The organism is Paenibacillus baekrokdamisoli, assembly GCF_003945345.1.
Taxonomy (GTDB): Bacteria; Bacillota; Bacilli; order Paenibacillales; family Paenibacillaceae; genus Paenibacillus_Z; species Paenibacillus_Z baekrokdamisoli.
The window spans coordinates 5,562,735-5,587,919 of the sequence record NZ_AP019308.1 but is presented as its reverse complement, the minus strand read 5'-3'; the positions used below and the strand labels follow the sequence as shown (position 1 = coordinate 5,587,919).

Sequence of the window (25,185 nt, the reverse complement as noted above, 5' to 3'; positions counted from 1 at the left end):
ATACTAGCGGCCCATTGTGGTATGTTTAAATGCATAGGAAAAGGAGCGTGTACCTTGGCAAATATTAAAGATATTGCTAAACAAGCAGGCGTTTCAATATCGACGGTCTCTTATGCGCTCAACGGAAGCCCGAAAGTAACAGATGAAACTTCTGCTAGAATATTAGCCATTGCCAAAGAGCTGCACTATATTCCGAACGCAGCCGCAAGGAACTTGAAGAAGCAGGAAACGAAAATTATTGGGGTTTTCTTGACTGATTTCAGCGGATCTTTCTACGGCCATCTGCTGCAAGGGATGAAAGAGGGAGTAAACCAGAGTGGTTACGATCTCGTAGTCTGCAGCGGCAAGCAGTCCCATCAGCTACTTCCGCAGCGAATGATCGACGGAGCCATTGTCCTCGACGAGACGTTCTCTAGTGAAGAGCTGCTGAGATATGCCGATCTTGGTCATAAATTGGTCGTAATGGACCGTGATCTAAACCACCCGAATATAAATCAGGTGCTGCTGGACAATAAAGCTGGAGCCACACTGGCGGTGGAGCATTTGATCGAGCTTGGTCATCGCAAGCTGTACGTGGTAACCGGGCCTAAAGGCTCGTTCGATTCCAGACAGCGCCTGCAAGCAGTCAAACAAGTGATTGATCGACATCCAGACCTACAATATATCGAAATCGAAGGCGACTTTAACAAATCGTCAGGAGCGCTTGCCGGTATCCAAATCGCTCAGGGATATTCTGAACCCGCAGCCGTTTTCTGCTTAAACGACGAAATGGCAATTGGGATGTACGACTATTTGATCACGACGGATATTCGGATCGGCGAGGATATCCACATCATCGGGTTCGATAACATCGAAGTAACCCAATACACGCAGCCTCGTCTGGCATCGATCGATTATTCCAAACAAAAATGGGGGCTATTGGCCTCCGAGCAGCTGCTTAAGTTAATTGCTGGGAACGATGTCGAGCATGAGCACATTTACGTCACGCTTGTCAAAGGCAAGTCAATGGGAGCCGTGTAGAAGAACAAAACATGACGTCACCTAATGAACGGTGACGTCATGTTTTTCTTTTACAAGCACTGCATTTCCTTCCTACTTCCTCCTACTCCTTGAATAGGTGTTACCATTATGGCAGCGGAAATTGGGAATTACATGCATTTACCAGAAGCCTTCGGCACGACTTTAACCTTCTTGGCCTTGGTTGCCTTGGATGAAATTTCACAGCCAGCCTTTACCACTTTTTGACCCTTAAGGGTTGCGACTGAACAACAAAAAAACCGCCCCGGCCGAAGCCGAAGCGGTTTACCCAACATTATGCGAACGAAGGTTTCTTATCGATTACCTTGCCACTATAGACCTTTACGTATTCCTTGTCTGTGCCTTCAACGGACGGACCGGTAAAGACAACTCCAATGCTGGAATCTCGCTTAATTCCAGTACCCGTGGTGATCACAACGTGATTAGCCTGCCCCCTGCGATGGCGGACGTGGTTGGACCCGAAGGCACGAACCGCAGGTTTTCTTCCGAATTTCTTCATTTCGAATCCCCTCCAACCAAAGCTTTAATGGTAACCAGGAGCTCCGCGTTAATCCCGATGATCTCTTCAAAGTGCGCATCGGATAAAACTCTATTACCTGAAATGTGTACGGAGAGAACATGCTCCTTATCTAAAGGATAGCATAGTATATATATCTCTTCAATTCCCCGGCGCAGGAAAAATTCAAATTCTCCTGTATTGAAGGCGTCCACGACGTATATTTTTTGATCCCCATCTGCTTTGCCTTGGTTTTCGCTGAGTTTAAAGGTTCTTCCCCGGCCTACGTTACCGCCGACCTGACTGATATTCTCTTCATCGATTTTCTTCCAAATAGCTGCTCCAGTTGTTATAAAATCATGCGGTGGCAAGAGGGAGTTGCGAATCGCTTCAGAGAATGCCGTGTACCGTTCCATTTGATCCGTCACGGATACATTTCTAATGTACTCCCAAAAAAAGCGGAGGATGCTCTGCTTCCGATCGATGACGGCCTGCTTTTCTGCCAGAAGTCTTTTCGGGTCCTGAAACAATTTCTCCTGCTTTATGGCTTTCATAATTTCACCGCATGCTGTATCAACCGCTGCCGAGAACTTGCCGTCAGTGCGTTGTCCATAGCTGAGCAACGTAAGTCCAGCCAAGTCCGAAAGCAGATGGAATTCAGAGACATTCGTTCCCTGAATCAAATCGTCCCGCTCCGGAAGATCCCGTGGGATGATGCAGAATACGCGCCGTCTCCCTAGTCTCCCCCAAAACAAGCCCATTTCAAATACAGTATTGTCCCGGGTGATGAAAACAGGCTTCTTCCGAATCAAGGCCACATCGTCAGCAGCGAATACGAATATGCCGAAGTCATTGACGTCAAGCTCGGTCTCAAGCGCTTCCATCGTGTAATCGTTGGCTCCGAAGGTTCCGGCGTACCAGGGATTCACTTGGGCCACGTATTCAAGCTGAGCGCTCACTGCACGTGCATAATCGATGGCTTCGCGTGAGCAACCGATAAAGACGTTCGGTTTACGATTGTTTGTCGCCAAGGCTCTGATCTCCTTCTAGAGTATGAATTCTCACAATTATATACAAGTATACAGGCTCCCCCCATTACAGGGAAAGCCTGTCCAACTCCACTATCCCGATCAGCTGCATACCGCACCAGCATGCCAGCAAGGGCCTTCGCGTCGCCCATCCTTATTAAAGGGCAAACCGATGATACACTTGTCATTGTCCTGAGCGGGGAACTGATTGATGAGCCCGTTTATCAACACGGACCCTTCGTCATGAATAGCCGCGAGGAGATCATTAAAGCCTTTCAAGATTTTTAATCCGGGAAAATGGGAAATGCCGATTTCTAATACGAAGAAAGCCCTGCGCGATTATTCGCGTCAGGGCTTTCTTGATCTTTCTGCTTTATCCTCTTCTTGTGGTACGGTTCACCTCTCGTCAAGAAAGTTCCTCCTTTAAAAGTGGCTCAATCTCATAATCAGTGGTTGACTATTTTGTAACGGGCCCTCGGGCCTAAGCCGCTTTTTATTGAAAAAGAATGGATTAACGGGAGAAATTCCCGTTATAACGAAAAAACAGACGAAAGCAGCCCCTATAACAGGAGCTTTTCCCTTTAATCTTGCTGAGCGGACTGTGGAACCGCTATTCAGATCGAAACACGACTCCAAACAAGTTCAGCGGACACAGGATCCGCTATCAACTAAAATGCAGCTGATTTCAGATGATTTGCTGGAGAATAGCGTCTTCTCTGTCCTTTAATCCACCTACATGCAGCGATTGGACTGAAATAAGAGCTCTCCTGTCCGCTGACGCTCTGCATCTGATTACCTTCGTCGTCAACCACTAGTTTTGGTGTAGAGCCTTAAAAGTTGCATAAATATTTTTTTGGTTGAAGAGACATATTCTTTTTTGCTCCTCTGCAAGAGTCCAATCGGAATATAAGAATTTAACATGGGCAATGGAATGGTCACAACCCCAACGGATAAGGGTAGTGAAGAAAGAACTACTCCGACAGAAGGGATATTTTGTACAAATGATGGAATGGATGAAATTTGACTGACTGTATAAAAGAATGGTTTTGAAGGAAATCGAGAGAGTTCTTTCTCCAACTGTATTTGATACAGGCAATTGGCTCCGCCAACGATAAGCGGATACTCATACAAATCCTCCAAAGTGAGATCGCTTTTCTCGGCAAAAGGGTGATTCTTAGATACGATAAAAGAGATTTGTTCGATATTAGTGGGTTCAAAATGCAAAGAAGATATAGCGTGTGGCTCCCCGCAGATCGCGAAATCTAGCGAGTTATTCATTAGAGCCTTCGAGAGAGCGTCTGTATTCCCAATAATAAAATTGCAAGTTATATTCGGTTTATGCTCACGGAATTTTTGAAGGACAGCGGGCAATATACTAGCCGTTACCGTTTCTATAACACCGATATTCAGTGTGCCAATTTCTTCTTTTTCCAAAGACTTAGCCTGTTCCAACACATAATTCCAATGTTGTATCAATCCGTCTACTTCTTCTGCGTATACTTTGCCGGATGCAGTTAATACTGAATCCCATCCTCTTTTAAAAAGCTTTATCCCTAATTCTTTCTCGAGTCTCTGCACCTGATTGGTCACCGTGGACTGAGCGTAATTCAACTTAGCGGCTGCCTTTGAGAACGTTCCTTCTTCAATAATGGTACGAAATGTAGTTAGTTCTTTGAGATCCATGAACACCCAACTCCATCTATTAAATTGAATATATTTATGATTATTTTCAATTGTACTGATAAAGAATGTTGATGTAAAATCAAGTTATCAATCGATGAGGGGGATTTACAAGATGCCATTCGTACGAGTAAGTTACTTGGAAAGTCAATACACGGAAAAGGAATTGCCCGTAATTAGCCAGAGTATAATGAGCGCACTGATCGAACATTTTAATGTCCCAGAAAATGATTATTTCCAGGTCTTTCACGCTCATAAAAAGAGTGAATTTTATTACAGTAAAGATTATTTGAATGTATCCAGAACGGATCAATTACTGATTATCCAAATTACACTTGGGTCGGGAAGAAGCAGAGATCAAAAACGCAGCTTCTATAAAAGATTAGCCGAGCTATTGTCATCTCAATGCAAAATCAGGGAAGAAGATGTATTTGTTGTTCTGATTGAAACAGAATTAGAAGATTGGACATTCGGAAAAGGACTCGCACAAATGATTTTATAAGAGGTTTGGTAGTTATATATTAGGAAGAAGGAATAAAGATGAAACATAAACCAATCACATCGACCGCTAGAACAACCATTGGAGATTTTGCTCCGGCCTTTGTTAGTTATACGGAAGATGTTCTTTTCGGTGATGTATGGAGAAGAGAAGAGTTGTCTCTAAGGGAACGGAGTCTCGTTACGGTATCTGCATTAGTAGCTGGTGAACATACAAGTCAGCTCGTCTATCATCTCAACCTTGCCAAGGAGAATGGTCTTTCTGAAGAAGAACTGATTGAGGTGATGACACATCTTGCTTTTTATGTGGGGTGGCCGCGAGCAGCTTCAGCAATTAATGTTGCTAAAGAAGTTTTTTTGAAAGAAAAGAAAAAGTAATTATGCTAGTTTCATTTCCTTGCGGATTTCTTCTCAGGATTGGGGTTATCCCACAACCTTGACGCATACGATAAATATCGTTAAAATTCATTAATAATGAATGATTATCGGAAGCCGGGTGGGGAAGAAATGCTTGCTAAAGAACGACAGAAGACCATCATAGATATTGTCTCTGAAAAAGGCTCAATCGGTATCCATGAATTGAGAGAGAGGCTGGATGTCTCTGAAGCCACGGTGCGTAATGACTTGAAGTACCTGGAGCAGAATGGCATGCTGAAGCGGCTGCATGGCGGTGCCGTCGATCTCTCCAGAATGAATGAAATTACTTATGAACAAAGGGCCGTCGTCCATGCGAGCGAGAAAGAGAGAATCGGGAAAAAAGCTGCCGGACTGATCGCTCCGGGAGAAACCATATTCCTGGATGCGGGGTCAACGGTGATGGAGCTGGCCACGCATTTGCCCTCCGGCTTTGAATTTAATGTGGTGACAGCCGCTTTGAACGTGGCCAGCGCAGCGGGGCGGCATGGCAATGCGCATGTGCATCTTGTCGGCGGAATGCTGCGATCGTCGCTGCAGGAGCTTGTCGGTCCCAAAGCCATTGCCGGAATTAAGGAAATTCACGCCCATAAGGTTTTTCTTTCCTGCAGCGGCTTCGATGCTGGGAAGGGATTGACTGAACGGCATATTTTCTCGGCTGAAGTGAAGAAGGCCATGATCGCCGCGGCCGATCAGGTCATTCTGTTAGCGGACTCCACCAAGATGGGACGCGTGTTTTTCGCCGAGCTTGCTCCGCTGCATAAAGTGGATCTGCTGATTACCGATAATGCTATTAGCGATACAAATCGAACCTTATTGACTGCACAGGGGATTGAAGTGCTGACGGTATAGGACAGCCTACTATTCCGGCTAAGGGCGCGAAACAGCCCAGGTTTTCCCTTGTCCAATCAGAATTCCCTCCCCTAATAACTGTAAGCAGCTGCTAACCACAACCACCGTGGAAATGGCGGCTTATTTGCGTTATCCACTGCCCGTGAAACACCGCGCAGCTCCTACGCGCGCGGTGTGGCGTGGCATGGCAGCAGTCCGACCACATGCACATGCGGGTGGGCGCAGCCAAGGCGACAAGCCCGCTTACCTAGAGAAGTCCCACACGCAGCGAAAAACGCATTGACTTACTGTTTTTTATTGAATATTATTGAAATATACATATAAATATTGAAACAATAAAAGGCAGGTGGCATCTTGAATTACCGTTCTGTATTTATCGGGATTGATATTGGCACCCAGGGAGTAAGAGTTGTGGCGATGAATGATGCGGGAGAGCAGCTGGCGGCCCTGCAGCAGCCCTACACCCATTCACATCCGGCAGGCAGCAGTCAGTCCGAAGGGGCGCATGAGCAGGACCCTGTTCAGTGGTGGCACATATTGACCGGCCTGCTGAAGCAGCTCGCCGACCAGTTGGCGGGATCGGCCACACTCGGACAGATCAAGGCCATCTCCGTCACTTCTACATCAGGGACTGTCATACCCATGGACCGCTTCAACGAACCGCTCCATCCGGCACTTATGTACAATGATTCCCGTTCTTCTGTGGAAGCGATTGCATGCAGCGAGGCATCCGCCCAGGACCCGACATCGCCGTCGGTTTCTTTCCATTCCTCATATGGGCTGCCGAAGATACTATGGTTCATGCGCCGCTACCCTGATGCTGCCTCCCGGATAGGCCGCTGGTGTCATGCCGGCGATTATATCCTTGGCAAGCTGAGCGGCGTCTGGGGTGTAACCGATTATACCAATGCGCTGAAGACCGGCTACGATCTTCAGGAGGAGCGCTGGCCGGCTTATATTACCGGACGGCTGTCCGTTCCTTCCGCATGGCTGCCCGAGGTCGCAGCTCCCGGAACCTTTCTGGGGCCGCTTCCCGCATTTGTCGCGGCATGTACGGGAATGCCGGAGGGCACGCCGGTAATGCTTGGCATGACCGACGGCTGCGCTTCGCAGGTTGCCTCCGGGGCAGCCGCTCCCGGCGATTGGAGTACGACGATCGGTACTACCTTGGTGGTAAAGGGGGTAACCCGGGCAAGGGTTCTCGATCCGTTGGAGCGATTATACAATCACAAGCACCCTCAGGGGTTCTGGATGCCCGGCGGAGCCAGCAATACGGGCGCAGCCTGGATTACGCGCGATTATGCAGGCTATGATCTGGACGCTCTGGATTCAGCGGTTGCCCGGATGATCCCGACGCCGTGGCTATCGTATCCGCTTATGCAGACAGGCGAACGTTTTCCCTTCCTATGCGCCAATGCACGGGGATTTGATCCTACGGAGGTCAGTGCGGAATCGCTTTATGCGGCGCGCATGGAAGGTGTCGCTTTCATGGAGCGTATGTCATACGACATGATTGAACAATTATCAGGTGAGGCTCCCGCCCGCATCTTCACAGCCGGCGGTGCCAGCAGAAGCGCGAGCTGGCTGCAAATCCGCAGCGATGTCCTGCAAAAGCCGATTGTGAAGATGAAATATGCCGATGGAGCGGTAGGCGCGGCCATCATCGCCGCATCCATGTCTGCATTTGGCGGTCTAATTGAAGCAGCAGGGCAGCTGGCGCTGCCCGAGAAAACCGTTGAGCCTGGGAGTAACAGCGGGCCCTACAATGAGAAATACCAACGTTTCACCGCAGAATTGGCCGTTTTGGGTTATCTCTCACAAGAAGGAAGAGGAAATTTATGACTACGATTTATTTACTGCGTCACGGAGAAACCGAGTGGAATGCCGCCGGCAACCGATACTGCGGAATTACGGATATCCCGCTGAGTGAAACAGGGCGATCGCAGGCGCGAAAAGCAGCGGCATGGTTTCAGGATATTCCGCTGTCCGCTGTTTACTGCTCACCCCTGAAGCGAGCGCTGGAAACAGCCCAGACCATTGCCCGCTCCCACTCGCTTGCAGCCTCCTCCGATCCAAGGCTGCAGGAGATCGATTTCGGACAATGGGAGGGCAGAACGAAGCAGCAGATTCTGCAAGAGGATCCTTCCGTCTGGGAGCGCTGGCTTGTCGATCCGGCTGACACCCAGGCTGGACAATGCGGAGAGACAGCTGCGGCAGTATGCAGCAGAGTCCTCTCCTGCATAAACGAGTTAAGCAAGAAACATGAAGGTGAATCCCTGCTCATTGTCGGCCACAACACAGTCAACCGCCTATTCATGGCGGACAGCCTCGGCATGCCGCTGTCTCATTATCGCAAGCTGGAACAATATAATACCGGAATTAATGTGTTGAAGTATACGGAGGGCTCGTACCGCCTGATTCATTGGAATATGGCAAGTCATCTGGAAGGAGAATGAAGGATTGTGTCCAAGCCTGATCATCCATTGTTGAACGATCTCATCTATTACAGCAACAAGGTGGTGGAGAAAAATCTCGTTGTGGGCCCGGGCGGGAATACAAGTGTGCGCATTGGCGGGCAGATGTGGATTTCACCCAGCGGCTTTTCCCTCGACAATATCGAGGCTCCCAATTGGGTGCCGGTGGATATTGAAACTGGCGAATGCGGGCATGCCGAGCTGCGCCCTTCCTCCGAAGTGCTGTTCCACCTGTATATTTACCGGGAAAGACCGGATGTGACTGCAATCGTCCATACTCATCCTCCCATCACGATTGGTCTTATCAGCTCTGGACGCGACGACATTCCCGCATTATTTCCCGATCAAGTGGTCCTGCTGGGGGATGTGCCCTGTCTGGAATATATCACGCCATGCACGAAGGAATTGGCGGATGCCGTTATCGGGGTGCTGAGAAATCCGTCGTACAATGCCCTACTAATGAAAAACCACGGGCTGATTACACTGGGAACCAGCATGAAGCAGGCTTATTACCGCACAGAACTCATGGAAGATGCGGCAAGAGTCTTCTGGATCGCCAGCAGCATGGGACAGCCGCGGATTCTGACTGAGCAGGAGAAACAGGATATTCTGAACCTGGAAGCGGAAAAGTACCGCCAGCAGCTGGCGGGCAGCTAAGTAAATCGATAATGGCAATGGAAGCGGAACAGCCGTATGAATAAGCGTAGCCCTGAGGGATGATACCTTCAGGGCTTTTTGATATCTGCGGGTTTGATCCTATCATTCTTGGTGTTTTCTGGGGCCATTTTCCATCTGTAGCGACAACAGAGACTTTTATTTTTTTGCTACGCTTTTATTTCTTCCGGTATTCTTCGCTTCATACAAGCATTGGTCCGCCATTTCAAATAAAACTGCAAGTTCAGTCGTGCAAACTGGATAAGAAGCGATTCCGGAAGATATTGTAATTATGTCGCCGCATGGACTCACTGTGCTTTCTACTTTCATGCGTAATTTTTCAGCAACTTGATACGCTTCATCACTATTCATGTTGTGGAGAAGTAATACAAACTCTTCACCGCCATAGCGGCAACAAATATCTTCTTCCCTGGATACTCCTCTCATTTGTTCTGCCAAAAATTTCAACACTTCATCACCTTTAGTATGGCCAAATGTATCATTAACCCTCTTAAAATGATCAATGTCCAGTATAATAATTGAAAAAGGTGTCCCGTTCTCCGCACACTTTAGAGTCTCTTCATCCAGCGTCCGCCGATTTGTAAGTTTTGTCAACGGATCTGTTTTAGACTGATATGTAAAATAGTCTACTTTATCATGGAAAAAACCAAGACTATAGGTCAGTGCTTTTTTTAATTGAATCGCTTCATAATACCAAGCTCTAACCGTTTTCAAACTTTCATCTTGATTATTTTGGGTGCTTGATTCCGTAAAAAGCGCTAGCCTTTGTAAGGGTTGAGCAATTACCTTGGAAATAAGTAGAATAAGTATTAAAGATACCAATAAATACGGCAATGATTTTAAAATCATTTCTTTCATCATGTCCGTCGTTGGTGCTAATGAAACAGCCGTCGGTCGCTGTGATACAACCCCCCATCCAGCCGCCGGAATATATGCATATCCTGCAAGCATGTCAACATTTTTTGTGTTTGTGACACGGGCAGATCCGCTCTTTTTTTTCATCAGTTGCTGTACGACCGGATTTTGCGGCACGTGATCATTAATCCGTTCTTGCATTTGATGATAAATAATGCGCCCGTCTCCGTCTACAACGTATACATAAGATCCATCCTTGTAGAAATGCTCTCCTAAAATTTCGCTCAAAATATTTTTTTCCTTTAAATACAAGGTGCCGCCAATTAAACCCAGATATTTCCCATCTTCATCAAAGATCGGATGCGATATAAAAATAATTAACCGCCCCGTGATGGATAAGTAGGGCTTTGATATAAGCGGACGTTTCCCATTTAAAGCTTGCTGTCCACCTGTAGAATTTAGAGATTTCCCAACTATATTTAGAGTTTGCGGTGACGTCGCTAAAATTTCACCATTGGCAGCGACAATCACAACCGAATTAAACGTATTAGTCTGATTTTTCAAACGATCCGCCTCTTGAAGAAGCTTTGTCTTAAATTTATCATTTCTCATGTATAACGAAATATCCTTTGAGCTCAGCTCCAACGTTTGAAGTGTCATCTTAAAGAAAACATCTGTTATACTGGCAAGTTTTTGTGCGTAAACTCGATTGGTTTCTAAAGTATTTTCAATAAGCGTTTTCTGACTAATCCGATAACCAGATAAAGTGCTGCTACACAGAGTGAAAATCACCGAAATCAGTGCTACTAATAAAATTAAGTGCTTCAACGAAAGCTTCATGGATGCAATATCTCCCTATTTCATATCTAGAACCTAATATATCATATTCTGATATATTTAAAACCTTCCCCGCTCCTTTCCCGTTTATAAGATTACATTAAAGCAAGTTCCGCCATTTTCATTATCAGTAACAGTAAGCGTACCATGATGCTTTTTGATAATACTATCAACAATCGAAAGTCCTAAGCCCGCACCACCCATTTGACGGGAGCGTGATTTGTCAACACGATAAAAAGGCTCAAATATATTCTTCTTGTTATTTCCGGCAATGCCGATGCCTGTATCATTAATTTTGATTGAGACTTCTTCTTTACTTAATCTGTTTACAATGACCCCAACCGTACCACCATCAATATTGTACTTAATTCCGTTTTCCACAAGGTTGTAAAACGCACGATACAATAAGTCGGTGTTTCCAGTAACAATGCTATTATCACAATCTAAGGACAGCGTAACATTTTTATCTTTAGCTATGTGAGAAAGCTCGGAAATAATATCCTCAAAAATATCCTTTATGAAAATGCTGCTTTGCTCACCGTTATCGTCCATATTCGTCATATCTAACAGGTTGCCGACGAGTCCTCTCAAGCGTTTTGTTTGCTTTTCAATAACGGAAATAAGAGCATTATATTCCTCGTTTGTATGATCTTTTTTCTTCTTAAATACATCAACCTTTGTTTGTAACACAGCAAGAGGTGTTCTAAGCTCGTGGGCGGCACTTGCGGAAAATCTTCCTTGCATCATAAAAGCACTATTCAACTTATCGGTCATTTCATTAAATGTTATAGTAAGCTCTGCAATTTCATCTTTTGTAGGCGGCACAGATAATGTTTCAGATAGGTTATGCACATTTATATTTTTCACTTGACCATTTAGTGTATCAAGAGGCTTTAATGCCTTGCCCGAAATATAGTAGGTTAAGAATCCGCCGCCAACAATAACTAAAATCATATAAATAATGCTTTTAAATCTAAAATCCATTCTTGCTTTTTGGGAATCATCAGATGGAACGGGAATGATTATGCTGCTTGACGGTGATTGAGGGCTTTCATCAACCCGTCCATTTTCGCCGATCTCTTTTGCCGGTAATACCAAAGCTGCATCAATCCTTGAAGCCATTGTATCAGCAGAAAAATTAAGTATTAAGGTAAGACCTACACAACAAACAGTCAAAAGTGCAACGGTCATAACTGTAAGTCGCAATCGAATTGGCATTTTTTTAAGCATTAACATCATCACCCGCCTTATCTGATAACAAGTATCCTTCCCCGATTTTCGTTCCAATGGGATCATAGTTTAATACAGCTTTCAGCTTCTTTCGGAGAGTTGCAATATGAACCCGTATAGCACCACTAAAGCTATCCGCATTCTGATCCCAAACATGCTCAATCAGTTCTTCTTGGCTAACCACTCTGTCCTTTTTAAGCAAGAAATATTCAAGCAATGCAAATTCTTTTTTGGTAAGTGATATTTCATTTTCATTAACAACTGCAATACGCTTTGATAAATCCACTTTAATTGAACCGCAGGAAAGCAACCTACTTTCTTGCACAAACTTTCGCCTTAACAAATTTCGTATTCTTGCTTCCAACTCGGCAAAATCAAATGGCTTCGCCAAATAATCATTTGCACCTATGTCTAAGCCTTTTACTTTGTCATTAACACTACTTCTTGCACTGAGGATAAGTACCTTTAATTCCGGCCTTTCATCTCGTATCTTAGCTAAAACCTCAAGCCCATCCAATTTCGGGAGGTTTAAGTCAAGTACAACCAAGTCGTAATTTACTTCATATAAAAGCTCGTAAGCAGCTTCACCGTTGTCACAGGTATCCACCGCGTAACCATCTATTCTAAGCCCATCTGCAATCGCTTCTTGCAAATCAAGCTCGTCCTCTACAATAAGTATCCTCATACGCAAATCACCTCTTTTACTATTGTACCTAAGTATAGGTTAAATCTATGTTAAGCATTTGATTCTAAACAAAGAAAATCACTTAACAGGGATTTAACATCGATTGTTGTACGATGGTTGCATCAATCCTAGGAGGAACAAAAATGTATAATCTAAAAAACGCAAATAGGGGGTGATGCTGTGAGAATATCAAATTTGGCTCGCAAGGAGGTTCTTGTGGCATTCTGCTTTCTTGCTCCGAGCTTAATAGGTTTTGCCTTATTTTATTTAATTCCGTTTGGTCAAAGTATTGCATTTTCTTTTGAGAATCCAAGCGGAGAAGCAGGGTTCTCGCTTGCCAATTATCAGAGCCTATTAGCCAGTTCGTCCTTTCAAAAGGCAATGGGGAATACATTCTGGTTTACTATTATTGGCGTTCCCATTCTTATTCTATTGTCACTTTCTCTTGCCATGCTGCTTAACAAACGAGTCTTCTTTCAAAACTGGCTGCGCACCTCTTATGTGCTGCCGCTGGTTGTTCCAGTAGCTTCAATTGTGCTCGTATGGCAGATTTTATTTGATTGGAATGGTTTTTTCAATTATGTATTGGAGTGGCTTGGAATCGATCGGATCGATTGGATGAAATCAGATTGGGCACAAGGAGTTGTTATAGTTATCTATGTATGGAAGAACATTGGCTATAACGTGATCCTGTTCTTAGCCGGGTTGCAAAATATCCCTGATCAATATTATGAGATAGCAAACCTGGAAGGAGCAAGCTGGGCTCGTAAGCTCCAGATCACCTTGATTTATTTAATACCGACAGGATTTTTAGTTATACTGATGTCAATTTTGAACTCATTCAAGGTATTTCGGGAAATCTATTTAGTTGCAGGTGACTATCCACATGACAGCATCTATATGCTTCAGCACTATATGAACAATATGTTCCTATCGCTCGATATTCAGAAGCTGTCGGCTGCAGCATGCTTGATGGTGCTCTGCATTCTAGTCATTGTGCTAATACTATTCCGAGTTGAACGGAAGTTCCGTTCGTTTATGGAGTAAGGGAAGGTGTGTAGATGAAACAGAAACAGATAAGAACACTGCTACTCACTATCTTCTTAACCGTAATAGCACTTGTCATGTTGTTTCCTGTTGTACTGACAATAGTAAGCTCCTTGATGACGGAGAAAGAAATTATGCTGAATTACGGCATGTTAGGTAGTACTCAGATAAATGATTTTGCGAATTTGAAGCTGATTCCAGATTGGGTTTCGTTCGAGCAATTTTTTAAGGTGCTTATTTCAACCTCGCAATTTCTTCGTATGTTTTGGAATTCTGTATTTATGGTGGTTCCAATTATTATAGGTCAGGTCGTGGTGGCAACACTAGCGGCATTTGCATTTGCGAAGCTGCGATTTCCTGGTAGAGAGCCATTATTTATTGTGTATCTAATAACGATGCTCATGCCGTTTCAGGTCACACTTGTACCGAATTACATTATGTCTGATCGATTGGGGCTTATTAATAGTCCGAGCTCTATTATTTTACCAGGAATATTTGCAGCGTTTGGCGTATTCCTGCTCAGACAATTTATGCTCCAGATTCCAACTGCATATATGGAGGCTGCCAAAATGGACGGGGCAGGCTATTTCCGTTCCTTTGTTACGATGGTCCTGCCTATGGTGAAACCTGGCATGGCAGCGCTTGTCGTACTGCTGTTTGCAGATTACTGGAATATGGTGGAGCAGCCACTGATCTTTCTGCAGGATGCCGCTTTGCAGCCCTTGTCCATTTTTCTATCTCGCTTGCAGGAAGATGCGTTTGGGGTATCCTTTGCCGCTGCGGTCTTGTATATGATGCCTATGATTCTCTTATTTCTTCTTGCGGAACGGTATTTTATTGAGGGCATAGAGCTTTCTGGAATTAAAGGATAGGTGGAATGAGATGACAAGTATATCTAAGCGACAACGTTTAACGGCCACTTTGTTTATATTGTTCTTTGCGATATTGGCTGGCTTGACTTTCTTTAGCAGCACACTCGAAACGATGATGCTGCCCAAAGTGATTACGGAGAAGCTTGTTTCTAAAACATTAGTTCATAGTGTTAACGGGAGTGGAGTCTTAACGCCTCGAAAGCAGGTAGATTTGGTGAATGAGAGTGGCTCTAAAATTTTGAAGGTTTATGTAAAAGAGAATGATCAGGTTAAGAAGGGTCAAAAGCTCGTGACATTCGACAGCTCTGAACTGGATGAGCAACTCTACCAAGAGGAAATGGGACTTAAAAAGCAAAAGCTGAATCGGGAGGTGTTGAAAGAGAACATAATGAATGCGGTGCGAGCCGGTGATGAGCAAGCAATTGTCAAAGCTCAGCGAGATCTTGAACTGGATAATATGGATCTTGAAATGGCAACAAGAAAATTGAATAAGTTGCATAAAGATAAGGCGGACAAACAAACGCTGACTGCCCCCTTTGACGGCAAAATTACAAAGATTACAGCAGAAGATAGCATGAATGGCTCACAAGGCGGGACTATTCTGACACTTATGGATAGTGGCAAGGGCTTTGAATTTTTATTTGCTGTCGATTCGGGGAATACGGCATTATTCGAGATTGGGTCTAAGGTTTCTGTTCGATTGGTGAAAGACAATAAATTGGTTGACGGTACAATTCAAGAGATTAAAACTGCAAAAAAAGAAAATAGTGGAGATTCCAGCAAAGATTCACCCAATGAATCCAGTTATCAAGTTGTCGTTTCCATCACCGATGGTGGTCTTAAAGGCGGCGAACAAGCAAGTCTAGATATAAAGAAGGAATCGAATGACAAAGGTTTTGTGTTACCAAAGAAATGGATTCATAAAGATGCGACAGGAAGCTATGTCTATGTAGTTGAGGAGAAGAAAAGCTCACTCGGCAATACGTTCAATGCACGCAAAGCTTATATATTAACAGGTGATTCAACCGAGGATGAAGTCATAGCAGTGAGTGGGTTAAGCTCAAATGATGAGATCATTATTGAATCAAGTGAACCACTGCAGGAAGGTAATCGAATCCGAGTTTATTGAAGGGAATGAATGAATTTGAAGAAAAGATTGGTATTGGCCTTATTAGCAATGATAGTCGTGTTATCGGGATGCTCTAGTAACGTGGGATCAGGTGGAGGAGGATCATCTGAGGAACATTCAGGTCAAGATGGCAAAACGATTGAGATTGCAATGATGTCAGCAAATCCTTATTTGGATGAGGCGATTAAGCAATATAAAAAAATTCGTCCAGATGTCCACATTGAAATCAAAGCGTATAAAGCTACACCTCAAATAGAGGAAAATACATCGAGTGAACCATTAACAAAGGCCGATGTTGAGAAGTATGTACAAACGGTCAGCACACAGCTAATGTCTGGTAAAGGAGCAGACATCATCGTAATGAACGAACTACCGAAGGACAAATATGTAGCCAAGAACATGCTGGTTAATTTCTATGATCTGATGGACCAAGATTCTGACTTTGATCGAAATCAGTATTATCAAAATATCTTTAAATCTTCCCAAAATGGAGATGGTTTGTATGCAATGCCATTCTCATTTGTCCTAGACGCATTTTCTGGCAATAAAGACTTGTTAGAGCAAGCTAATATTGAAATTAATGATCGAACTTGGACATGGGATGATCTAAAAGGGGCTTTAAAGCAGCTTAAGGAAAAAGCAGGTGAGGATTATGTGGGATTTGTTAATCTATTCCCAGTTCAACTGTTATCGGAGTATATAGAGGCTAATTATGATAAGCTCATTGATCAAGGCCAAGCAAATTTCGATTCCGATCTGTTTCGAGGTATGATGAAGCAAATCAAATCGATGTATGATGAAGGTGTGCTCAGTACCGAATTCTCGTCCGACTATTCCAAATCCTTGTTCAACAATGCTAACCTTCTCGATCCAATAACAGGCCTGGCTCAAGTCCTTGATCCAAAGGTTAATATATATCAAAAGCCAACAGTAAATGGACAATATAGCGGAACTCCATTTAAGTCGTATTTCACTTTAGGCATGAACAGCAAATCTAAGGTTCAAGAAGAAGCTTGGAATTTTATTAAGTTCATGCTTTCCGAGGAAATGCAATCTTCACCAATGGTAGGAGGCTTTGCGATGCATAAGGGAGTTGTAGAGAAACAGCTCAAGGATGCCAAGAAGCAGGCAGTAGAGGGTACACTTACTGGACAGAAGTTTGATGCTAATACAGTAGAAAGCAAGATTCAAGAATTGCATAAGCTCATAGATGGAACAGGTAAGAATTTATCTAGTGATTTCAAGGTCGTTTCCATTGCGGTTGAAGAATTTGATTCCTATATGAGCGGCCAGAAATCAGTTGAAGATGTCAGCAAGCTGATCCAAAACCGAGTCAACACTTACATTAACGAGTAAAAGTTGTTATTCTAATTAGCATAATAGCCAGCCACAAGTTAATCCGTATAGAGCCTGCTGTAGCGTTGAGAAAGTAATGCGCGACCACCCTTCTGCTAACGATGCGGAAGGGTCTTTTTCTGTCCGCATCAAAAGCAGGAAAATTCGCCGTTACTTGTGGTACGGTTCACCGTACCAATTTAAAGACAATGCTCAGTAAGAAACCCTCCTGATTTGGAGGGTTCTATCTTTATGTATCCATGTTCCGTAAACAGACACTAAAAAACCACTTTATACTTTTCATGATTGGAGCAGATCGAAATGAAGGTCGGAATATCAACAAGATGATGATGAATGGCTGAATCTCGATCCGAAAAATTTTCGAGATAAAGCACCGATCGCTGTTGTGTATGATTTCGTAAAGTGTAAATTTGTTGAGGCTGGATAAGACCTGTTTTTAATGCGTTGTAGATTACGACGTCCGTACTTTGAAAAGAGATTGGCGGCGCTTGCGAAATGCCAAGATGTAATAGTGGTAAATTGGCTTCGCTAAGCACTTTGTCTTTTAGGTGGTATGTACCATAATCACTGGACGCTAAAGTAATAGATGAAATATGATTGCTAAAGTGAGACAGCAACAAGAAACACAGTGTTACAATTGAAACTTCACCAGCATTCTTCTTTGTGGTCAGTCCTGATGGCATTTGCTTTGTCTCAAAACCTTGATCATAAAAATCATCTATCCATGTATCAGGTAAAATTTGATGATCTTTTTTACAGGTGTGAATAAACCACAATGCTTCACGAAAACCAGTAGAGGCAAGTCGGAATAGTTCTAATAGTCGCTCATCGCTGTATCCGATCATCTCCAAATAATCCTCAGTCTCATCCATAATAAATAAAGGTTTGGGAATGGCATGAATATACTCTGATTTCCCTTCATGATGGCCATATTCATTTTGAACCCAGCCTGGAATAAGAATAAGATCATATGGAGCAAAAATTTCGGATTTCGGCAATACTGTCTCGTGCTGATAATAAAACTGGATGTTGTTAGTATCCAAAATCAATATCTTTACCCCTGTCATTCCTCGTAATGACTGACTTAAGTCACGATAGTTGCCCATCCCCTGCTCCTTTGGCTTCACGATGAACGTTTTTGTACTTTAGCTCCCATTCCTTAATTAAGTTTAAGTTTTCTTTGTAGAACTGGACATCAGGATGTTTTGTGATTTCTTCCTGGATTGTTTTGATGATCGCATTCATATTCGTCACGAAGGAAGGTTTAATCAAAGAATCATCCAAACCGTTTTCTTGGAAGATAATTTCCCACTCTGTTGGTTTAAGACGTAGATCAAAATGCTTTTTGATTTCATTCTGCAGTTGAATGTGATTATTTTTATTGGCGATCTGATACAATTCAATCAAGATCGCTTTGTACGGGGCTTTAAAGGACTTCATACAATGCGCAATTCGCTCAATGAAATCATTCGTGTTTAATGAGTGGAAGAAGTCGTAAAGATCCGTTCTACCAAAGATCATTTGACTCGCAAAATAATCCGCTTTTCGCTCGTTAAGATCAAACTCGGTTGTTATCTCGTAACCATCTTTATGCATAGTTTGCATCTCTTCACGTTCAGTCAAGTGATAAATTTCATGCCAGTAAATGAAATATTGATACAGACGTGGTTGATAAGTATTAATGATGGGAATCATCTTGTTATTCGTAAACTTACGAATTGCACCACCCCAATTTTCATCAGGTATCGGTACTTCTATCAAATTATGTTCCTTTAAGATCTCAAAAGCTTGCTCCTCAATCGGAAGGGACTGCCATTTGATTAAGCGTTTTTCAATGAAGTGAATGTGATCTACAATCTGATTGGCAATTTGTTCATTAGTGCGGATCGTTTGATCCAGGTTTTCGCTGGTGATTCGCATGAAACAGGCCCCTCCTTACTTCAAATAAAGGGAATAAACGTCCAGAATATCATCCAGCGCATTGAGAAGTTCCATTGTTTTTGGACTTTTTTCAACATCTCGACCATGGTCTGAATAAGCGTAAGCGTAACGCGAAGTTGTCGTTGGTTCATCCTGAAAAACAATGAAGAAATCGTCTGGCAATTGGAACGTCTCATTAATTTTTGTGATCTGTGAATTGTATTGTTTCGGACTTGGACTTTCACCCTTTATAATCTGGTCAATCGTTGGTCGTGAAATTTCCGTCAATTTGGAAAATGACAATTTGGAAAAGCCACTTTGCCTCAAGAAAGAAAGCAAGTTTTTGGAAATCAATTCACGGTAGTCAAAATAATTGTAATTCATTGCTTCTCACCTCTCTTTTTCACCTTCTTTTATTATATGCTACTGAGCGTACAGTTGTAAAATAAATTTTTACAATGTAAAATCACTTTTTAGTATGTGCCAAACGATGAAAAAATATTCTCTACATTTGGTATTTGAAGGTGATTGTTTCAGATTGGCTTGTACTTTTCTATGTAGAAGAGGTAATGACGCTATCCAAATAACTCGGCATTTTTCAAATAGGCTAGAACTCAATTATTATGACGAAAAAAGAGTTGACCAGCGATAATAGATGGTCAACTCTTTTTATTCTTTCAAGCAATTGATGTGCTTAAACTCTCAAAACTCACTTCAACAGTATTCTTCTAGGTAAATGTGGCCCCATAAATTACTTTTTCACGAGCAACACACAGCATTCCATATGTCCCGTGACTTGGATTATGCACTAGACAAAAAATACTGTTGCTCCCATTCTTATCAGTCTATCTATTCAATAGCAATATAAATCTGCACCTCAGTGCTGAGAGGATCGAAATTGCGAGAATCGTAAAGCTCAAAATCCCCCGTATAGGTTCTTGTCTCCACCGATTCCTTGAAATAACCCCAGATTTCTCCCCACGCTTGTGCGACCACTTCATATACGGGACCCTTTTTAGTCGTGAAGACGATATATTTACTCTCCGGTATAACCGCGTGCACAAAGTTGTTGTCGCCTGTAAGCATCGCATCGCCTGCTTCATGCCCAATAAGGGTCGTGTACGCTCCAGCTGCATCACTTTCATAGTCTGTATATAAGCCATAGATGAGATGCGGGTTATGGGCATCTGTTTGCAGCGCAAGGTTACTCTGAAAGTAGGTGTCCCAAAGCTGCGGCAAGCGTCTGTTCGGACCTGCTTCTTCGGCGTTTGTCGTACGTACAGTTACTCCTACAAGTGTTATTTCTGGCTTTTGAACGATATGGGTATTCATGAATCATCCTCTTTTCCTTGTATCTGAACTTATTATAGATTGGAAAAGTGGACAACTATCTGTCTTCGTTTGAATATCGTTCAATTATTTTTTGTGCACGGCTCACGACTTCCTCCACCACACTAGTCGGCTGTTCGACTTTGACCTTATCGCCATAGCTCAGAAGCGTACCATACAACCATTCGTCCTCCAGTAATTCCCCTTTCACTTGAACGGAGCCATCCTCTAGCTCGGTGACCCAATCGGGAGGAAAAGAATCCACGACGCGATAACGAACTTTTGGATGAAAGGTAAGTATAACTTCCCGTTTGCTATCCTTGGACCACTCCGAATCCCATGCGTAACCATCTAATGACGGTGCAGGTCGGCGCTCAAAATGTTCCGTTAACATCTGCAAATCCTGTACACGGGATAACCGAAACACTCGAAAATCCTGCCGTAAATTGCAGTAGGCATGCAGATACCACAAATTCCCTTTCATAATTAACGCAGCCGGCTCAACAACTCTCTCACTCTCCACGCCGTTCATGTTTAAGTATTGAATCTTTACCTTGCGCGTTTCCTCGATGGCCTGCCTCCACGTATTCACTTTTTCTCGGGCAGCAGCACTCTGTCCCCATGGGTTAAAATCAAAGACCATTCCTGTTCCCTGCTGCTCGGCGTCTATTCTGTCCATCTTACTAAGCATCGCCTGAACCTTATCAAGAAGATTCGTTAGCATACTGTCATCCACCGCAGTGGCGATCCCCTTTACTGCAGCGATAATGGCAGTTATTTCATTAAGCGTTAGAAATTGGCGGGCTATCGTGTAGGGCTCCATGATTTCAAACCCGCCTAATATTCCTTGATGCGCCACAATGGGGATTCCCGCTTGATTCAAGGTTTCCATGTCACGGTAAATCGTCTTGGTTGAAACTTCAAAGCGGTCAGCTAATTCCTTGGCACTGACCCGTTTACGATTGAGCAGTAGAACCGTCATCGCTAACAAACGATCTATTTTCATTATTGCTCCCCTAGCTCGCTGCACCACAGGTTTTCCGTCTACCGGCATCATCTGTACGGTCCGAATTTTGATAGCTTTATTCTATCGCATTCTCGGTTCTCCGTGTCTACTTTGTCAAGAAACGGGGGTCGATTTCATTTTATTGGAAGACTTGAAATATATATTATCGAGGATATTTATATCCACTGTGACTTCATGCTCCATTTGCGGAAACCATTGTTTTTTCCAGCTTTTCATCTGCTTCTCCGTCATGATTCTTCGGAAATATTGGCCTATGCCAAGGACATCAGCTTTTTGCTCGTGCAGCCTCTTAATCAGTTTAGCCGCTTTTTTTTCTATATCCTTTTTAAGCAATTTTGCAATTACATCGTCGGGTAAATTCCTTTCATTCTCTGCAACAACCACATTCAATTTCATCCTACTTTTCATACTAGGTCCTGATGCAGTCCACTTGACATGGTGGCTAATGGTTGCCTTCTTAATTAAAACACTGCTATGTCCCGCAACCTCTATCGTGCCTCCTATATACTTTCTTTGAAACGTATTATAAATTAAGGTTTCCTCTGGAGAAATATCCCCCACCATTCTGTCCCGCCGCATAATCGCAGAACCCTCGAAATTATATAAGGTATCGGTTCCTTTACTGAGGATAGGAATGGCCATATCCCTCGTATACGAATTCATATCGCGATACACTTCCCATAAACGTATGATCGTATTATTGGGAGTCCATCCCGCCTGTTCACTGAAAAAATCATAGGATGACAGCTCCGGATTGGCTTGAATTTTGTGGTGCATCATTTTCTCGAAATCGCCTCTCACAATACCTACTAAGCCTTTAACTGAGATGTCATTTGCCTGTATCGTGTAATTGACAATGTTCTCGATATCCTTTTTCGCCAATTCTTCACAGATTAGAAATAGCCTTAAATGCAGCAGGTCGACACCTTTTTCAGACTTTGTACGGATGCCATCAACTGCCTTATTAATCGTTTCCGCTTGACCCTCCAAGAATTGAGAACCCTTCATCTGAGGACTCGGAATCTGCAAAATAATTTTGTATGGCTGCTGCTCCTTTTTACAAATTCCCATGACAACAGGCATGAGTCTTTTGTTAATATCTTTTGTATCCCAGCAACCCGTAAGGATTGTAAAGCAGCCCAGACAATATAGAAAGAGTCCAATACGGACGACATAGCGAGGTATCATGCGGAATCCCTCCTATCCTTTAAACTCATGAGTAAAACAGTGATAGGAATGACAACGATACTGTACAAGCCAAAGACGGAATTCCATGTAGTCAGCTGATCCAGCCAATCCGTATTGGGAATCATCGCACTAAAGACATATAACGCTGCGCCTACTATAATAACTGACCATCCCCTTTTGGCGGGGAAAGCTAGTTTATGCATAAGAGTCGTCATCATCCAAAGTGATATAGCTGCTTCCACCATAGAGATGGCAATCGTGGAAATAACAAAAAACGTAGGCAGCCAATCAAAGATAACCCATTCCATATCAACTGTGTCCGAAGTTAATACAACAGGATAGCGCAAATAAATAATCGACTCGGGGCCAAAAATCAGCAAGGGTACGTAAACTGCAGCTAACCCAAAAATAAAAATCACGATTAAGATCGGAATTAAATACCGCATGCTTGCATTTTTATTAAGACCAATCATACCGAGAAACAAAAAACCTGTGTGAGCAAGGAGAGCCGAATAAAATTCTGGTTTGCTGAAGAAAGCCATCTGCGTATCTAACAAGGGGAAAACTTGATGAAAATCAAAATTTTTGATACTGCTCATTAAGGAAAAAAGAATAAGAGGTACACCAAAAACAAACAGTAGCACCGCACCGCGAGCAATTGACTGCAAGCCTTTCCAGGCGGCGTAGAGAGGGATAAGATACAGCAGCAAAATAAATAACAGAGGGGTTTTGGGCAGGAGAACCACGTTAACCGAATCAAATTCAACACGATGCATGGTGCCGAAATTCACAAATAAGAAAATAAAAAAGGGAGTAAGGAGAACTCTTGCTAGCCATTTCCCCGATTTTCCAGTGAATATATCAATGATATCCTTGCGCGGAAAAGCCGATAATCCCTTCAGATAAACTCCTATCAGAAGGGCCTCCATAAGAAAACCAACCAGTATCGGTTCCCAATAGCCCTTGGTTGACGATTCGATAATATTCACCGGATACATATAGAATAAAAAAGAAAGGTGGACGAGAAAAAACAAAATCAAAACCAAATATTTATTCATTGGATTTCCCTCTTTTTGCAGTCAAGCTCAAATAAGGGATGGAAAAGGTCGAAATGCTCCCCAAATAGAAACAAAGAAGTACGAGGGAGGCCATTAAACCTAAAATGCCATATAAAGCGCAGAAAACAATCACTACATATTTATATAAGCGAATCGAAAGTGAATTCATATAAGTACCCAATGTAAAATGAGCAATGGTTGTAACCGCCACGATGATAATCAAAAAATTACTCATCAGTCTGGCCTGAACTACCGCTTCTCCAAGAACAATGCCGCCTACCATTGTGATCGTTGGACCGATGCTCTTAGGAAGCCGAATGCTCGCTTCGATTACCATTTCAATGATGATCAGCATGAGCATCACTTCAACTAGAACCGGATAAGGAACCCCTTCCCTGGAATCCGTAATAGACACCGCAAGTTGAATTCGCAGGAGCTCCGGATTTACAGCATTGAGGACTACATACAAGCCAGGCATGGAGATCGCTACTAATAAAGCAATAATACGGATGATTCGGTATAGAATCATAAAAGGGAGCGGATGGTCTTGATCCGTCTTCACCGCCCAGAAATCCGTCACAATCGCAGGAAACGAAATTGCAAACGGAAAATGATCCAATATAATCACGACTCGTCCATCCTGCAGGTAATGCTTCGTCGCTGAGGGAAGTTCGGAAGTAACATAGGTTGGTATGAGACTGAAGCTAGGCTGCTTTAATGCTTTTAGCAAACGCTGAACATCAGATATATCCATCATTTTATTCTCATTCAAACAATCCGAGATGAGCTCAACCATCTTCGGATTAGCTTGGTCTTTTAAATAGAGAACCGATAATTCACGCGGGTAATCGCTCCCTAAGGAATGGGATTGAATGACCAAGTTTTTTGTTCTCAGTTTACTGCGCACCAGACCAACGTTCATATTCATATCTTCCGTAAAAGCATCCAGTGAGGATTGAATTGGATTCTCGTTTTGAGCTTCCATGATATTTCTGGTAATTTTCGGATGCAGCGGTTCAAAAACCACATTCTCTATCCCATCCGGTTGGAAAATAATCAGCATGCCCTGCAATAAGGATTCAACGAGCTCGTCCAACGACAAATTCGCTCTAGCATTATAGGACAAAACAATATACTGAGCCGGATCCATATCCTTATCCGCATGACTCAGCTGATTCACTAACAAATCCAACGTATCCTTTAAGCTAACTAAGGATTGCAAATAACAAATATGTATTTTTTTCTTATTCAATACTGTTTCCGCATAGATGAAATCGTCACTGCCCTCGAATATTTGCTTTATATGTAATTGGTTCGTCGGTTCACAAGACAAAGTCATTATCCCACCTCGTCTTTATCTTGTGATTGCTTCCCATTTTTCATGCATATCTTGTAAAGCTTTCCCAGAAATAAACTTTACTTGTGAAGCGCCGAATTCAATTGAATTCAACTGCGAATCATAAACAATGGATAGCCAATAGATAGCTGTAATTTTAC

General features: G+C 43.1%; 26 protein-coding genes and 1 pseudogene. 13 read left to right on the top strand and 14 right to left on the bottom strand.

All coding sequences use genetic code 11. From position 1 onward, the window contains the following. Positions 1-54: 54 nt before the first annotated feature. Positions 55-1,020, top strand: coding sequence for a LacI family DNA-binding transcriptional regulator (locus EKN16_RS24620; RefSeq protein WP_125663272.1), 966 nt, complete (start codon positions 55-57; stop codon positions 1,018-1,020). A gap of 292 nt (positions 1,021-1,312) precedes the next feature. On the opposite strand, the gene EKN16_RS24615 is transcribed toward EKN16_RS24620, so the two are convergent. Together EKN16_RS24615 and EKN16_RS24610 are read right to left on the bottom strand one after the other, a co-directional pair. Continuing rightward, a complete protein-coding gene (locus EKN16_RS24615; RefSeq protein WP_125663270.1) occupies positions 1,313-1,537 on the bottom strand; it encodes a hypothetical protein in 225 nt (74 codons plus the stop codon). Then, positions 1,534-2,565: a TIR domain-containing protein gene (locus tag EKN16_RS24610; RefSeq protein ID WP_125663268.1), complete on the bottom strand. Its 1,032-nt coding sequence runs from the start codon at positions 2,563-2,565 to the stop codon at positions 1,534-1,536. The genes EKN16_RS24615 and EKN16_RS24610 overlap by 4 nt, the downstream gene beginning before the upstream one ends. Positions 2,566-2,685: 120 nt before the next feature. On the opposite strand from EKN16_RS24610, the gene EKN16_RS24605 reads away from it, so the two are divergent. Next, positions 2,686-2,850 (top strand): pirin-like C-terminal cupin domain-containing protein, encoded by a 165-nt coding sequence (locus EKN16_RS24605; RefSeq protein WP_125663266.1) that lies wholly within the window; start codon positions 2,686-2,688, stop codon positions 2,848-2,850. Between the two features lie 516 nt (positions 2,851-3,366). On the opposite strand, the gene EKN16_RS24600 is transcribed toward EKN16_RS24605, so the two are convergent. Then, positions 3,367-4,245 carry a LysR family transcriptional regulator gene (locus EKN16_RS24600; protein ID WP_125663264.1) on the bottom strand — a complete coding sequence of 293 codons (879 nt, stop codon included), beginning with the start codon at positions 4,243-4,245 and terminating at the stop codon, positions 3,367-3,369. Between the two features lie 112 nt (positions 4,246-4,357). Here EKN16_RS24600 and EKN16_RS24595 point away from each other — a divergent pair, with 112 nt between their 5' ends. From EKN16_RS24595 to EKN16_RS24570, 7 genes and pseudogenes are all read left to right on the top strand, one after another. Next, positions 4,358-4,744: a tautomerase family protein gene (locus EKN16_RS24595; RefSeq protein ID WP_125663262.1), complete on the top strand. Its 387-nt coding sequence runs from the start codon at positions 4,358-4,360 to the stop codon at positions 4,742-4,744. A gap of 38 nt (positions 4,745-4,782) precedes the next feature. Then, the gene (locus EKN16_RS24590; RefSeq protein ID WP_125663260.1) at positions 4,783-5,118 is read left to right on the top strand and encodes a carboxymuconolactone decarboxylase family protein; all 336 of its coding nucleotides are present in this window, start codon (positions 4,783-4,785) and stop codon (positions 5,116-5,118) included. A 96-nt stretch (positions 5,119-5,214) separates the two neighbouring features. Continuing rightward, positions 5,215-6,006: a DeoR/GlpR family DNA-binding transcription regulator gene (locus tag EKN16_RS24585; RefSeq protein WP_125663258.1), complete on the top strand. Its 792-nt coding sequence runs from the start codon at positions 5,215-5,217 to the stop codon at positions 6,004-6,006. A 417-nt stretch (positions 6,007-6,423) separates the two neighbouring features. Further along, positions 6,424-7,059, top strand: a pseudogene (locus EKN16_RS33830) (FGGY family carbohydrate kinase); the annotation flags it as partial. A gap of 27 nt (positions 7,060-7,086) precedes the next feature. Then, positions 7,087-7,848: an FGGY-family carbohydrate kinase gene (locus tag EKN16_RS33240; RefSeq protein WP_232016003.1), complete on the top strand. Its 762-nt coding sequence runs from the start codon at positions 7,087-7,089 to the stop codon at positions 7,846-7,848. Next, positions 7,845-8,462 carry a histidine phosphatase family protein gene (locus tag EKN16_RS24575; RefSeq protein ID WP_125663254.1) on the top strand — a complete coding sequence of 206 codons (618 nt, stop codon included), beginning with the start codon at positions 7,845-7,847 and terminating at the stop codon, positions 8,460-8,462. The genes EKN16_RS33240 and EKN16_RS24575 overlap by 4 nt, the downstream gene beginning before the upstream one ends. Positions 8,463-8,468: 6 nt before the next feature. After that, positions 8,469-9,137, top strand: coding sequence for a class II aldolase/adducin family protein (locus EKN16_RS24570; RefSeq protein WP_232016001.1), 669 nt, complete (start codon positions 8,469-8,471; stop codon positions 9,135-9,137). 156 nt (positions 9,138-9,293) lie between these two features. Here the strand turns inward: EKN16_RS24570 and EKN16_RS24565 are convergent, their stop codons facing one another. From EKN16_RS24565 to EKN16_RS24555, 3 genes are all read right to left on the bottom strand, one after another. Next, a complete protein-coding gene (locus EKN16_RS24565; RefSeq protein ID WP_221226615.1) occupies positions 9,294-10,850 on the bottom strand; it encodes a sensor domain-containing diguanylate cyclase in 1,557 nt (518 codons plus the stop codon). Between the two features lie 84 nt (positions 10,851-10,934). Beyond that, positions 10,935-12,083 carry a sensor histidine kinase gene (locus EKN16_RS24560; RefSeq protein ID WP_125666633.1) on the bottom strand — a complete coding sequence of 383 codons (1,149 nt, stop codon included), beginning with the start codon at positions 12,081-12,083 and terminating at the stop codon, positions 10,935-10,937. Next, on the bottom strand, positions 12,070-12,762 hold the full coding sequence (locus EKN16_RS24555; protein ID WP_125663250.1) for a response regulator transcription factor: 693 nt from the start codon (positions 12,760-12,762) through the stop codon (positions 12,070-12,072). Before EKN16_RS24555 ends, EKN16_RS24560 begins: the two co-directional genes overlap by 14 nt. Before the next feature lie 180 nt (positions 12,763-12,942). Here EKN16_RS24555 and EKN16_RS24550 point away from each other — a divergent pair, with 180 nt between their 5' ends. From EKN16_RS24550 to EKN16_RS24535, 4 genes are read left to right on the top strand one after another with little or no spacing between them, the layout of a single operon-like run. After that, positions 12,943-13,809 carry a carbohydrate ABC transporter permease gene (locus EKN16_RS24550; protein ID WP_125663248.1) on the top strand — a complete coding sequence of 289 codons (867 nt, stop codon included), beginning with the start codon at positions 12,943-12,945 and terminating at the stop codon, positions 13,807-13,809. 14 nt (positions 13,810-13,823) lie between these two features. Continuing rightward, positions 13,824-14,681: a carbohydrate ABC transporter permease gene (locus EKN16_RS24545; protein WP_125663246.1), complete on the top strand. Its 858-nt coding sequence runs from the start codon at positions 13,824-13,826 to the stop codon at positions 14,679-14,681. Positions 14,682-14,691: 10 nt separating this feature from the next. Further along, on the top strand, positions 14,692-15,810 hold the full coding sequence (locus EKN16_RS24540; protein WP_125663244.1) for an efflux RND transporter periplasmic adaptor subunit: 1,119 nt from the start codon (positions 14,692-14,694) through the stop codon (positions 15,808-15,810). Between the two features lie 9 nt (positions 15,811-15,819). Then, positions 15,820-17,166 (top strand): ABC transporter substrate-binding protein, encoded by a 1,347-nt coding sequence (locus tag EKN16_RS24535; RefSeq protein ID WP_125663241.1) that lies wholly within the window; start codon positions 15,820-15,822, stop codon positions 17,164-17,166. Positions 17,167-17,423: 257 nt separating this feature from the next. On the opposite strand, the gene EKN16_RS24530 is transcribed toward EKN16_RS24535, so the two are convergent. The 8 genes from EKN16_RS24530 to EKN16_RS24495 all read right to left on the bottom strand — a co-directional run bounded on the left by EKN16_RS24530 (position 17,424) and on the right by EKN16_RS24495 (position 25,027). After that, entirely contained in the window at positions 17,424-18,272 is an 849-nt protein-coding gene (locus tag EKN16_RS24530; protein WP_125663239.1) for a hypothetical protein, read from the bottom strand. Further along, positions 18,256-19,086 (bottom strand): hypothetical protein, encoded by an 831-nt coding sequence (locus EKN16_RS24525; RefSeq protein ID WP_125663237.1) that lies wholly within the window; start codon positions 19,084-19,086, stop codon positions 18,256-18,258. The genes EKN16_RS24530 and EKN16_RS24525 overlap by 17 nt, the downstream gene beginning before the upstream one ends. 15 nt (positions 19,087-19,101) lie before the next feature. Next, entirely contained in the window at positions 19,102-19,470 is a 369-nt protein-coding gene (locus tag EKN16_RS24520; protein WP_125663235.1) for an XRE family transcriptional regulator, read from the bottom strand. Between the two features lie 465 nt (positions 19,471-19,935). Then, positions 19,936-20,418 carry a GyrI-like domain-containing protein gene (locus EKN16_RS24515; protein ID WP_125663233.1) on the bottom strand — a complete coding sequence of 161 codons (483 nt, stop codon included), beginning with the start codon at positions 20,416-20,418 and terminating at the stop codon, positions 19,936-19,938. Between the two features lie 55 nt (positions 20,419-20,473). Continuing rightward, a complete protein-coding gene (locus EKN16_RS24510; RefSeq protein ID WP_125663230.1) occupies positions 20,474-21,421 on the bottom strand; it encodes a helix-turn-helix transcriptional regulator in 948 nt (315 codons plus the stop codon). Between the two features lie 114 nt (positions 21,422-21,535). Continuing rightward, on the bottom strand, positions 21,536-22,630 hold the full coding sequence (locus tag EKN16_RS24505) for a Ger(x)C family spore germination protein (RefSeq protein ID WP_125663228.1): 1,095 nt from the start codon (positions 22,628-22,630) through the stop codon (positions 21,536-21,538). Further along, positions 22,627-23,688: a GerAB/ArcD/ProY family transporter gene (locus EKN16_RS24500; RefSeq protein ID WP_125663226.1), complete on the bottom strand. Its 1,062-nt coding sequence runs from the start codon at positions 23,686-23,688 to the stop codon at positions 22,627-22,629. Before EKN16_RS24500 ends, EKN16_RS24505 begins: the two co-directional genes overlap by 4 nt. Further along, entirely contained in the window at positions 23,681-25,027 is a 1,347-nt protein-coding gene (locus EKN16_RS24495) for a spore germination protein (RefSeq protein WP_125663224.1), read from the bottom strand. Before EKN16_RS24495 ends, EKN16_RS24500 begins: the two co-directional genes overlap by 8 nt. Between the last annotated feature and the right edge of the window lie 158 nt (positions 25,028-25,185).